Origin of the sequence: Neiella holothuriorum, from assembly GCF_019457915.1 — a bacterium.
In the GTDB taxonomy this organism is placed as follows: domain Bacteria; phylum Pseudomonadota; class Gammaproteobacteria; order Enterobacterales; family Neiellaceae; genus Neiella; species Neiella holothuriorum.
Window position 1 is genome coordinate 115,479 of the sequence record NZ_JAHZSS010000011.1, and the last position, 13,089, is coordinate 128,567.

A 13,089-nucleotide genomic window follows, 5' to 3' on the forward strand; every position below is an offset into this window, starting at 1 on the left:
TTAACATAGAGTGATTTGCCTAACTCAAAATTGAATGTAAGCGCATTCATTATGAAGTTTTAGTCTCCATAACCAATTAGTTACACACCTATCACAATAATGTGTATGACCAAACATGAAGAAAGTTCAAGCTGCAGTTAACACCTTGAACCAATTAGAAGAAGAGAAATTAATATAAAAAAAGCCCCAACTCATAGTTGGGGCTTTTGCGGTAAGTACTACTATCTAGCTTTTTTAGAAACCGAAGGTTTCAGCACGAGCAGCTACTTCGTCATCAGTCAATACAGAGGCCCAGAAACCAGCATGGTCAAGTGCGCCATCTAGGTTTTTCTGAGAGCTGTTTGAACCACCACCAACATAGACCTTGTCACCATCTTTATCGTTAGGCACGTAGTCGCTAATAGTCGCGGTTCCTTCAAGAGCACCGTTTACATAGATATTTGCGTCAGAGCCGTTACCACTGAAGGTCGCAACAATGTGATACCACTGACCACTAACGATAGCCGTAGTTGCAGTAACCGAAGTGGAACCAGAGCTGTTGTAAAGCTTGAACTGTGGTAATTGAGACGACTTGCTAACAATCAACTTATAACCTTTGTTGCTATCGGTATTTTCCAACAACTGAAGATCTTGGCTGTCCGCATACGACATGATGTCGTCTGCTTTAAACACAATCTCCATGGTCATAACGCCATCATTGAAAGCTAGCGGATCAGTCGCTGCAGTACCCATTTCAGCATAGTAGTAGCCGTAAGTACCAGAGTCAGTTGACTGCTCGATGTTAACCGCCAAACCATCAGCTGTTGCGCCCTCAACCACTGTACGAGGGTTGTTATCAGACTTACTCATTGACAAGTCAATATCGCCCAGTACCGTTTCATCACCAACAATCGAGAAGCCCCAAGCATAGTCTGCATCAGCTGGACCAGAGGTTTCGCCAAAACCAAATGTTGTGGCTCGAGCAGCTACTTCATCAGCAGTCAATACAGAGGTCCAGAAACCAGCATGGTCAAGTGCACCATCTAGGTTTTTCTGAGAGCTGTTTGAACCACCACCAACATAGACCTTGTCACCATCTTTATCGTTAGGCACGTAGTCACTAATTGTCGCAGTTCCTTCAAGAACACCGTTTACATAGATGTTTGCGTCAGAGCCGTTACCATTGAAGGTTGCGACAATGTGATACCACTCGCCACTTTCAATAGCGGTAGTAGCAGTAACCGAAGTGGAACCAGAGCTGTTGTAAAGCTTGAACTGCGGTAGTTGAGACGACTTGCTAACAATCAACTTATAACCTTTGTTGCTATCGGTATTTTCCAACAACTGAAGATCTTGGCTGTCCGCATACGACATGATGTCGTCTGCTTTAAACACAATCTCCATGGTCATAACGCCATCATTGAAAGCTAGCGGATCAGTCGCTGCAGTACCCATTTCAGCATAGTAGTAGCCGTAAGTACCAGAGTCAGTTGACTGCTCGATGTTAACCGCCAAACCATCTGCTGTTGCGCCCTCAACCACTGTACGAGGGTTGTTATCAGACTTACTCATTGACAAGTCAATATCGCCCAATACGGTTTCATCATCAACTACAGAGAAATCCCATGCGTAATTAGCATCAGCAGGTTCACCTGGAGTTGGATCTGGGTCTGGATCAGGGTCAGTCGAGGCTGTGACGTTGAACACAAAGTCAGCTGCAGTTGACAGCTTAGAACCATCAAAGGCCGCAATTGTAACTGTGTAGTCACCCTCTTCGGTTGGTGTACCAGTCAACATATCTCCAGAGATAGTCAAACCAGAATCCGTAGAGATGCTATCGCCAAGGTAGACATTTATACCGTAGCTAAGTGTATCGCCCTCTGGATCAACAAAGTATGTTGTCAGGTCAACATCTACGATTGCATCACCCAATGTCACAGCTTGTGCTGCTGGGTCTGAATCAAGAACAGGCATGCCATTTGTTGCATCGATTTCTACAACAACTGCGTCATAACCAGTATCGCTGTATGGGTCTGCAACTAAGCTGTCACCAACGTTGTTATTTTCGAAGTCATCTTCAAATACTGGCATTGTGCCAGCAGCATCAGAGTAAACCGCAAAATTATCAACAAACAGCTTGTACACGGTTACGTTACTTGTACTTGGGTACTTAACGGAAACGTGAGTTGCCTCAGTGTCTGCTGCTGTGTTGGTGAAGCTACCTACTGCAACGCCATCGATGTAAACGGTGTAGTTACCGTTGGCATCATTAGCCACAGTGTCCCAAGAAATACCAAACTCAACCCACTCACCTGGAGTGAACGTTGCTGTTAGGTCAACTTTATCTCCGCCGCTTTCACGAACCTGCAAGTTGCCTTCATCCATAATCAAATCAGCAATTGCAGAAGACGTAGAGTTAGCCGAGTCATAAACACTAATGAATACTGATTGAGTCTCATCTGCAGGGTATAAGATACGAGCACTGTACATACCAGTTGTCGCACCAGACGCTAAATCATAGCGGATTTCAGCAATATCATCGGTCACTAAGTCAGAAAGTGCAGCAGCTTTGTTAGTGAAATCAATTTCTGGAGCAGCGGTACCAGTAGCGCCACAATCAGAAACACGAACTTCATTCAAGCTGTTCCAAACACCAGTGCTGGCATCGGCTTTCACATAGCCGTGAGCTGTTAAGCGCAGGTAGCGGCCATCAATCGGTGTAGCACCATCACCAGCCCATGTTGTTTGCCAGTCTTCACCATCATCAGGCAATATCGGCAGCTGGACATCCATAGCCAAGGTTGTCCAAGTTTCACCATCCAAAGAGTATTCGATGTCGTGAGGAGTGTAACGCTCATCACTCTTGTACCAGAAAGTCTCTACCAGAGCGACATCACGTGCTTCACCTAAGTCTAAGACTAACCAGCGATCACCAGGTGATGACCAACGAGTCGTGGTGTCATCATCAATGGCTTGCGCGGGGCCGTTACCGCTTGCTTCTTGTGAAGAACCTTCATCATAAATAGCATCAATGGCGGACAAAGCTAAAGCTGTACAGTTAGCACCCGAAGTTGCTTCGGTCACAGTATATTCAAGTGTTGCTGGATCAGAATAGGCAAAACCGTCGGTCGCAACAACATCAACACTAAAGCTACCAATCGCGGTTGGAGTGCCCATCAATACACCGGTAGAATCGACCATCAAGCCGGCTTCAGCTTCGGTAAAGTCGGTAAACGTCAACATGAAGTCTAACGAATCACCATCAGCGTCAGAAAAGAGCGTATTAAGGTCAACCGATGTAATCGAACTTCCAAAGCCAAGCTCTTCTGCCGCAGGAACTGCGCCGCTATCTAATTCAGGAGCGAAGTTGCCTCGTGCGGTAACATTACCATTTTCATCAACTTCAACGGCTGCTTCAAAGTCATCTAACGTTAATGTCTCATCAGCAATGTAAACAGCTGTTGAGTCAGCAAGACTTTCAGCAATTTCCAATTGAACGTCTAGGTCTTCATCATTGAAGTCAGCTAGTTGCTCAGCCACAATTTCAACTGCTTCGGCAACTTCAGTACCAGCAGCAAGGTAGTCACCGAATAAGACGTCTTCCGTCACGCCGAGGTCGTCGAAGTGGGCCAATACCATTTCTTCAGCTTCGGCCAAACCAATCTCGTCGTCAGATTGGATAGCTTGCATTACCAAGTGAGTGATTGGCGTGACAACGGTATAGCCAGCAGGCGCTGTGATTTCAAACGTGCTGGTAACATCACCGCGCGTCAAATCAGTTGTTGTGCCAGCAATCGCTTTCACACACAACGGCGCATCTAGGTAATCTTGGTCAACTTCTGGCAACTCGCCGGAGTCGTTAGTCATGCCAAGATACTCATTTACCGCACAGCCATTGGTGTAAGTCACACCAGAATAAACTTCAGCGTTAGCAAGGTAGCCGTCAATGGCAGTTACAGTAAATGTATTTGATGAGGAGTTTGAGCCACCACCGGAACCACCACAGGCGCTTAGTAGGCCTGCTGATACCAGCACCGTTAAAACGGAATTAAGGTGAAATATGGATTTCTTGGAATTCATTTCACTTCCTTTGAGTAAACTTAGACACGACAATAGGTCGGGTCTTACCACGAACACATGCAGGAAGTTAATAGTTTCGGCCTCAAGGATCATTGTCAGACCCCTCGTTTTTTCACAACACATCACAAATTATTACCAATATGCAACAGCCGTCACAATTTACTGCCTTACCAATTAAGCCCAATGATTAATCGGTAACCACTTGCACTACAACAAGCAGTCTCTAAGCGTTACTGAATTGTTACACCAATGAATAAATACGCCTCATTAGCTGACTAAATTGGCTGATTTTATCGGAGAGGTGAAAAAATTGTTAACACAAAGCAAGTCTTGGATATTTGAGTGGACTGACCAATAGCTTACAAGCAGTCATAACATTGTGACCGCCGAATAACCTCTGCTGGAATTGTTTGTCTAATAATCAAATATGATTGGTAAGCAAGCCGAACGTTGAAGCCATGACCTTACCTCCTGAAACGAAACGATTCAGGTCGCTAAAATCCATTGAACCAACCATGATTTCAGCCTATGGCGCTTTCTATGTTGATATTACATTGAATAAGATTGCAGGCATGCCCGCACGTCAAATTGATAGAATTGAAAGAAGATGAATGGGGCGCTCTGCGCGCCAACCAACCACCTCTTTTATTAAAGAGGTAATAGGAATTAATTTGGAGCCGACAGGTAACTTGATCTCTAATGCCAACGAGCTTCTGCTGGCGGATAAAACGAGCCCCATTCATGCCATGAATAGGGCTCGACGACTAAAACCACTGAGTTCGTATTGAACGAGTTTGAGGCAATTTTTTGCAGCGACTTATTCTTCAATTTACTCTGTAATTTACTCTTCAATAGTGGCAATAATAACGCCCACGGCTTTATCCATATCATTGGTCAAGCAAGCACAGCCTAAGCCTCCGGACATGAGATAAAAACCAAACGCATCAAATGATAAAAATGGCTCTCGTTCAGCCATGTCATCATCACTACACAATAAGAAGCGTATCTCAGGAAATTGTTCTCGTAATAACTGCACCGTATTCGGTGTCGCAGCCAATTCAATCAGTTGTGCCGCAAGCTGATTAAGAAAATCCATCGACAGCAACGGAGCGCTTTGAACCATGTCAGCTTCAGGTTGTTTGTCATATTGTATTGGTTGTGCAGGAGTAACCATCGTAACGCTCCATTAGCTAGCCTTGTTATTAGCGCTAGTCACTGGTCATAAGATCTTTATTGCCAATCGCTTAATTATCGACAACCGCTTTTTTCAACCATGCCGGCGCACCTTCATGCATCACTTGGCGAATGCGACTCAAGACAAAATCGGCATCAACGGGCGTCGCTTGTTTTAAAGGGTGCACACTCGCGCGCGTCACGCGGGCAGCGGCAGGGCCACCGATCGATAGCGTCGATAAGATCTGACAATCTTCGAGTAGCTCCAACATGAAGCTGGTCCGAGCATCGCCGCTTGCGGAGCAAGTCACCGGACGAACGTCGGCTAATTGATAACTTTCGGCATTGACTTCATAAACCAACACCCGCAAGCACGAGCCAAAGTGACCATCAACTTGCTGCTTATTATTGGACGTAACCGCCACCCTAACTTTAGGGCCAGATAATGCCGGGAGTTGTGGCACCTCAGGTGCTTCCATCGAGGCGATATTCTCACCGGTCAGTACTGCATGGGCTTGCGCTAACTGGACCCGGTCTGGCGGTTCGATGTGCGCGCCTAAGCCTTCAGAAAACCAGCTTCGAAGTTGTTTCGGTGAGATGCTACGGAGTTTCTTCTCCGTCAACACATCACCAAGTTGATTGACCAGTGTGTTGACCAAAATCGCCAATTGTAATTGCGGTAGAGCTTTGGCTGCTAGAGCCAGGCGCAATGCAACCGATTCTGAAATCGTCGGCGCATCCATTGTCACATCAGACATAAGAGCCACTCCTTGTTAGCCGCCAGCCAGTAACCAGCGACAATAAATTCATTCTGCGGAATCGTTAAGCGCGTCGCGCGCGCATGGTTTTGGGTAATTGAGGCTGTTCCGATAATGGTTCGATGTAGTAGCAGGTACCATCCGCCAGTTCAATTTCTCCGCCCCAGCGCTCTGGCTCATCAAATTCAATGGCGACCACCGCCTCTTCTAAATCTTTTTTGGCGATATAGCACGATAAAGCACCATCGGCTTCTTTGCGGATCATTACATTAGGCATGCCCTACTCCTTCGATTAATTATCCGGCACTGCTGCGCCGTCACATCGTGCAACTGAGCCGCTCACTGCTTCACAATAAGCGAGCGGCACAATTGCCCGCTGAACCCAAGTGCTGATCAAGCCTGAGTTCAGCGGTGTTTTTCGATGACTACCGCACTAAGTCGTGACCGTAGTCCGTTTTACCCATCTGACGCGTATCGTCATCCAGCTTCTCAAGTACGGTGTTCACTAACGTTGTGAGCATGTACATGCCGCCTTCGTAACCCAAGGTAGTGTTACGATGCAGGTGGTGACGATCGAAGATTGGGAAGCCTAAGCGGATCAGTGGAACTTCAAACTCATCGCCTTTCGCTTTGGTATCGCGTTGAATGAACTTGGCATAGGAGTTACCGATCATGAAGTCTGGTTTGTTGGTGAATACCAGTGAACGGAAGTGCCATAGATCTTTACCAACATGAATTTCAGCATTGGCAGTACCTGGGCCTTCAGCGATCAGTTTTTCCATCTTCTTGCGCCAGCGCTTGTTACCGTTGTTGGCAAGAATATGTTTCACTTCACAACCCAGCTCTTGTAAGAACTTGGTCAAGCCCAACAGGTAGTCAGGGTCGCCGTAGATAGAGAAGCTAACACCGTGCAACCAAGTGTGTGAGTCAGTCATCATATCAACCAGACGACCACGCTCTTTGGCCAATGACTCAGGGATTTCTTTACCGCTGATCTCTGACACTTTCATCAGAAATTCATCAGTCCAATCCAAGCCCATTGGAATGCTGGTTGCAGGCACTTCGTGCTTCCAAGTACCTTCAACGAATTTCTTGGTTTTCACCAATTGATCCGGTTGCAGCAAGATGGTGGTTTTAGCGTTTGGTGCATCCTTCATCTCAGCGATAGAAGTACCACCAGCATACATGCGGTATTCACCATCAGCTGGCGTGTCTAACACCTCGCTTGGATCACACAGCAAGCTGTAGTCAACGCCCATTTCTTGCATCATGCGGTGCATGACGCGGTAGTTACCCAGGTAAGTTTCAAAACCTGGTACTAAGTTGATTTTACCGTTGCTACCAACTTCTTTGTCTTCCATCTCTTTGATGGTGAAGTAGCGCGCAGCGCCTTCGAACATGTTGTCCCAGCCAGTGACATGGCTACCAACGAAGCTTGGCGTGTGGGCAAATGGCGTTGGTAAATCTTCTGGAATGTAACCTTCTTTTTTGGCGTTACCAATGAAGGCGTTCAAATCGTCACCAATAACCTCGGCCATACAAGTGGTCGACACCATAATGGCATCAGGCTTGTACAGTGCTAGGGCGTTTTGCAAGCCATCAAACATGTTTTTCTGGCCGCCGAAAACAGCTGCGTCTTCAGTCATAGAGTCAGAAACACAAGCGACAGGCTCTTTAAAGTGACGATTAAAGTAAGAGCGGAAATACGCGACACAACCTTGCGAACCGTGAACATATGGCAAGGTATTTTCAAAACCCAAAGCACATAGCACAGAGCCTAATGGCTGACAGGCTTTAGCCGGGTTAATGGTCAGTGTTTTACGAGCAAAGTTAAGCTCTTTGTATTCTTCGGATGTGGTCCATTCGAATACTTCTTTTACTTTTTCGGCGTCATGACCTTCTTCAAACATCTCACGCTTGCGCGCCATCATGTCTTGGTAGTCTTTGTCACCGAATAGCGGAAAACCCGCTTTGATGTCTTCTACTGATTGACTCATTTTCTTTCTCCTCCCGCGCCACTCATCTGTGAACAGACGGGTTGAGTGATACACATAAGCGCATTGCGCTTGCTTGAGTTAGCCGTTTACGACCATCGCTTCTTCTACCGCAGGCTTTTTCCACGGTGCAGTCAGCTTGTCCCAGCATGGGTTGTTCAATGTCATGTCCATGTCGCGAGCGAAAATGGCAAAGCCATCAAAGCCGTGATAAGGACCTGAGTAATCCCAGCTGTGCATCTGACGGAACGGAACGCCCATTTTCTGGAAGATGTACTTTTCTTTAACACCCGCACCAATCAGATCTGGCTTGAGTTGCTCGGCGAATTTCTCCAGCTCATAGCCGGTGACATCGTCGTAAATCAAAGTGGCATCTTTCACTTCAGGAATGGTCTTGGTGTAGTCATCGTTGTGGGCAAATTCATAGCCGGTACCAACAATTTCCATACCCAGATCTTCGTAGGCGCCAATCACGTGACGAGGGCGTAAACCACCGACATACAGCATGACTTTTTTGCCTTCCAGCAATGGCTTGTACTTAGCAACAATGGGTTCCCACTGCTGGCGGTACTTAGCAATCACTTCTTCCGCTTTGGCCTGAATCGTTTCGTCGAAGAAGGCAGCAATCTTACGTAGTGACTCTTCACACTTGGTTGGGCCAAACAGGTTGTATTCCATCCACGGCACACCGTACTTCTCTTCCATATGACGAGAGATGTAGTTCATTGAACGGTAACAGTGAATCAGGTTCAGCTTGACCTTAGGGCCGTTTTCTAGCTCAGCGATGGTGCCGTCACCAGACCATTGCGCGACAACGCGAAGACCGATTTCTTCAAGCAGAATACGCGAAGACCAAGCATCACCACCGATGTTGTAGTCACCAATAATGGCAACGTCATACGGTGTTGTTTCAATCTCTTTTTCTTCTGACTTGTCGAGGACGTAATCACGCAAAGTATCGTTGGCAATGTGGTGACCCAATGACTGGCTCACACCACGGAAACCTTCACAACGTACCGGTACGATGGTTTTGCCGATTTCTTTGCCTTTAACTTTGGCAACAGCTTCGATGTCATCACCGATCAAACCTACCGGACATTCTGACTGAATCGAAATCCCCTTATGAAGCGGAAACAAGGTTTCGATTTCATCAACAATGGTGCTTAACTTCTTATCACCACCAAACACAATGTCACGCTCTTGGAAATCAGAGGTGAAGTTCATGGTGCCGAAGCTATTAACGCCAGTCGTACCGGTGTAATAGTTACGACGGCCGGCACGCGAGTACTGACCACAACCAACAGGACCATGAGAAATATGGATCATGTCTTTGATTGGGCCCCACACCACGCCTTTAGAACCGGCGTAGGCACAACCACGGGCAGTCATTACACCCGGTAGAGATTTACGGTTAGCAGTGACACATTTTTTGCCTGCAGCATCGGTGTCATTTGCCGTTAAATGTTTCTGGCGATCTTTTTTCGCCTTGTCTGGGTAAACCTCAAGCACTTCACTGATGAGCGCCTGAGTTTCAGCTTTATCCATTGACATAGTCTTCTCCTGAGAAGTTAGCCGTTAGGGAAATTTGCTTGCTCAGTTGCTTAAGCAACAGCTTCGTCTGCGGTCTTGCCGATGATTGATTCGTCTTCAACATCCATGATGCCGAATTCCATCAATAGCTCTTCCAATTCATCCATGGTGCAAGGCTCTGGTACCACGAACAATTCGTTGGCAATGATCTTCTTAGCCAGTGCGCGGTATTCATCAGCCTGGTTACAAGTTGGGTTGTACTCAATCACAGTCATACGACGGATTTCAGCCTGCTGAACCACATTGTCACGCGGTACAAAGTGAATCATCTGAGTACCAATCTTGGCGGCTAACGCTTCGATCAACTCGTCTTCACGGTCACACTTACGTGAGTTACAGATAAGGCCTGCCAAGCGCACGCTACCTGTTGCTGCGTACTTACAAATACCTTTAGAAATGTTGTTCGCGGCGTACATCGCCATCATTTCACCAGACACAACGATGTAGATTTCCTGTGCTTTGTTTTCACGAATTGGCATCGCGAAACCACCACACACAACGTCACCTAGTACGTCATAAAATACGAAATCTAAATCTTCTTCGTAGGCGCCTTCTTCTTCCAAGAAGTTAATCGCTGTGATTACACCGCGACCCGCACAACCAACACCTGGCTCTGGACCGCCGGATTCAACACAGCGAATACCGCCGTAACCGACCTTAAGTACGTCATCCAATTCCAAATCTTCAACAGATCCGGCTTCAGCAGCCATTTCCATGATGGTGTTTTGAGCTTTCGCGTGGAGGATCAAGCGAGTGGAATCCGCTTTTGGATCACAACCGATGATCATTACTTTTTGCTCAGCTTCTGCCAGCGCTGCCACGAGGTTTTGCGTAGTGGTGGATTTGCCGATACCACCCTTGCCATAAATTGCACATTGACGAATAGCCATGGTTTGTCCCTTTAAGAAGTTGGTTAAAAACGGTTCCCGAATAACACAGTGCGAAAACCACACCAACACCAAGAAAAATCACAACCCCATGTTTTTAAAGGAATATTATTTAAAAACAGATTAGACCGACGAAAGATGTCACAACAAAATGAGGGGTTTTGTCGTGATCGACACAAACAAAACCAACAATTCGACTGACAAAATCGCCGGCAATACCCAACAACGGGTAACGGTTTATCAAATAAGGCCGAACCCTGCGGGCTGATAAAAGGGGAATAGGACAATTGCCGCGTGCGAATGAGGCGTTCACTAACAGCGTGATGTCATGCTGCAGCCAACAGCAGCCTTATATATGAAAAGCACAGCGGACTATGTTGCAGCATCAATGCTCGCGGGCCAGCGCGATTTAACGTTGAGCGAGAATCACTGGCCGTTTCAACTCTGGCGCTGGGGCGCAATAGACTCGTATTTTGCCTCACTCACAACTACAACTCGTGGCCGAGCACTGCTAAACTATCGCTCCTTTGCTAGCCTGACGAGATTTTGTTGCCATGCGCACCACTCAATATCTGTTATCCACCACTAAAGAAAAGCCTGCCGATGCAGAAGTGATCAGCCACCAGCTGATGCTGCGCGCGGGTATGATCCGTAAAGTTGCCGCAGGCCTATATAACTGGCTGCCAAGCGGTTTGCGCGTGTTGCGCAAAGTTGAGCAAGTTGTACGCGAAGAAATGAGCCGTGCCGGTGCTGTCGAAATCTTAATGCCAGTCGTGCAACCTTCCGATTTGTGGGAAGAGTCCGGTCGCTGGGAAGATTATGGACCTGAACTGTGCCGCTTGCGTGATCGGCACAATCGTCAATTTTTGCTTGGCCCAACTCACGAAGAAGTCGTCACCGCACTAGTTCGCAATGAAGTGGCTAGCTATAAACAGCTACCGCTCAACCTATTTCAAATTCAAACCAAGTTCCGTGATGAAATTCGCCCTCGCTTTGGTGTGATGCGTGGCCGTGAGTTCACCATGAAAGATGCCTACTCATTCCACTTAACAGACGAGTGTTTAGCGCAGACCTATCAAGTTATGTTTGATGCTTACTGCCGCATCTTCGAGCGCTTAGGGCTAAATTATCGTCCGGTGATTGCCGATACCGGCTCGATTGGCGGTAGCACTAGCCATGAGTTTCACGTGTTAGCCGACAGTGGCGAAGACGACATTGCTTTCTCTGATGGCTCCGATTACGCGGCAAATGTTGAAATGGCTGAAGCCATTTGCACAGAGCAACGCGCCGAAGCAACCGAAGCCATGAGCGAGTTTGATACCCCTGACGCTAAAACCATTGCCGATTTAACGGAGCAGTTTGGTATTCCTGCCGCTCAAGGCATTAAGACTTTGATAGTCAAAGCCAGTGATGACAGCGATCACGAGCTGATTGCGCTGCTGGTACGCGGTGATCATGAACTCAATGAAATTAAAGCCGAGAAGTTAGCTGACGTTGCCGCGCCGCTGCAATTTGCCAGCGATGAAGAAATCAAAGCGGCTGTTGGCGCACTGCCCGGCTCACTGGGCCCAGTCAAGCTGCCAATGCCTATTGTGGCCGATAGCGCCGTCGCCATCATGGCTGACTTTGTAGCTGGTGCCAATGTAGATGGTAAGCACTATAAAGGCATTAACTGGGAACGTGATTTACCGGCGCCTCAAGTTGCCGATTTACGCAATGTTCAAGCCGGCGATCCAAGCCCATGCGGTAACGGTAAGCTCGATATCAAACGCGGTATCGAAGTGGGCCACATCTTCCAGCTCGGTGACAAGTATTCGAAAGCGATGAACGCAGGCGTACTCGGTGAAACAGGCAAGCATCAAACGATGACCATGGGTTGCTATGGTATTGGCGTCTCTCGCATTGTGGCGGCAGCCATTGAGCAAAACCACGATGATCGCGGCATTATTTGGCCCGACGCATTAGCGCCGTTTCAAGTTGTGCTGATTCCAATGAACATGCACAAGTCTCATCGGGTGAAAGAAGTTGCTGAAAAGCTCTATGCCGAATTAACAGCAGCTGGCATCGAAGTGTTGTTTGATGACCGTAAAGAGCGCCCTGGCGTGATGTTCAAAGACATGGAGCTAATCGGTATTCCGCACACCATCGTAATTGGTGAGCGCGGCCTTGATCAGCAAGTTGTTGAATACAAGCATCGCCGCGATGGTGAAAAACACGAAATCGCGATTGACCAGATGGTCGCGCATGTGCAGGCACAATTAGCCGACTAGCACACTGTGTGCCGTCCTAAAATAAGTTGACGGTTTTTGATTAAGCCAGCGTTCCTTCAACGCTGGCTTTTTTGTGCACTTGTTCTGGTGTTTTCATACCAAGGCTCAAGTGCGGCCTGAGTTGATTGTAGATAGCGATAGATTCTTTTACTACTTGCTTTAGCTCTGTAAAACTACGGCACCTATGCAGTAAAAATTCCTGCTTCAAGATCCCATTGACTCGCTCAGCCAAAGCATTTTGGTAACAGTCATAGCCATCAGTCATCGAGGGCCTAGCACCATGCTTCCTCAGCTCTGCTTGATATAACTCTGAGCAATACTGACTTCCTCTATCGGAGTGATGTATCAAGGATTGATT

Annotated in this window: 9 protein-coding genes; 1 reads left to right on the forward strand and 8 read right to left on the reverse strand. The window is 47.2% G+C overall.

Features of this window, described 5'->3' with window-relative positions; translation table 11 throughout:
- Positions 1-234 precede the first annotated feature (234 nt).
- The 7 genes from K0504_RS10655 to nifH form a co-directional block, all read right to left on the reverse strand.
- The gene (locus tag K0504_RS10655; protein ID WP_220104176.1) at positions 235-4,059 is read right to left on the reverse strand and encodes a LamG-like jellyroll fold domain-containing protein; all 3,825 of its coding nucleotides are present in this window, start codon (positions 4,057-4,059) and stop codon (positions 235-237) included.
- An 841-nt stretch (positions 4,060-4,900) separates the two neighbouring features.
- Positions 4,901-5,233, reverse strand: coding sequence for a DUF6129 family protein (locus K0504_RS10660; RefSeq protein ID WP_220104177.1), 333 nt, complete (start codon positions 5,231-5,233; stop codon positions 4,901-4,903).
- A gap of 70 nt (positions 5,234-5,303) precedes the next feature.
- A complete protein-coding gene (locus tag K0504_RS10665; RefSeq protein WP_220104178.1) occupies positions 5,304-5,990 on the reverse strand; it encodes a NifB/NifX family molybdenum-iron cluster-binding protein in 687 nt (228 codons plus the stop codon).
- A 64-nt stretch (positions 5,991-6,054) separates the two neighbouring features.
- Positions 6,055-6,267, reverse strand: a complete 213-nt coding sequence (nifT, locus tag K0504_RS10670; protein WP_220104179.1) for a putative nitrogen fixation protein NifT — start codon at positions 6,265-6,267, stop codon at positions 6,055-6,057.
- 148 nt (positions 6,268-6,415) lie between these two features.
- Positions 6,416-7,987, reverse strand: coding sequence for a nitrogenase molybdenum-iron protein subunit beta (nifK, locus tag K0504_RS10675; protein ID WP_220104180.1), 1,572 nt, complete (start codon positions 7,985-7,987; stop codon positions 6,416-6,418).
- A 78-nt stretch (positions 7,988-8,065) separates the two neighbouring features.
- Positions 8,066-9,535 carry a nitrogenase molybdenum-iron protein alpha chain gene (gene nifD, locus K0504_RS10680; RefSeq protein WP_220104181.1) on the reverse strand — a complete coding sequence of 490 codons (1,470 nt, stop codon included), beginning with the start codon at positions 9,533-9,535 and terminating at the stop codon, positions 8,066-8,068.
- Positions 9,536-9,585: 50 nt separating this feature from the next.
- Complete coding sequence (gene nifH / locus K0504_RS10685) at positions 9,586-10,464, reverse strand: nitrogenase iron protein (protein ID WP_220104182.1); 879 nt, start codon at positions 10,462-10,464, stop codon at positions 9,586-9,588.
- A gap of 551 nt (positions 10,465-11,015) precedes the next feature.
- Here nifH and K0504_RS10690 point away from each other — a divergent pair.
- Positions 11,016-12,731: a proline--tRNA ligase gene (locus tag K0504_RS10690; RefSeq protein ID WP_220104183.1), complete on the forward strand. Its 1,716-nt coding sequence runs from the start codon at positions 11,016-11,018 to the stop codon at positions 12,729-12,731.
- A gap of 40 nt (positions 12,732-12,771) precedes the next feature.
- On the opposite strand, the gene K0504_RS10695 is transcribed toward K0504_RS10690, so the two are convergent.
- Positions 12,772-13,089 (reverse strand): integrase core domain-containing protein (locus K0504_RS10695; RefSeq protein WP_220104184.1); only part of this gene is annotated, 318 nt, incomplete at its 5' end.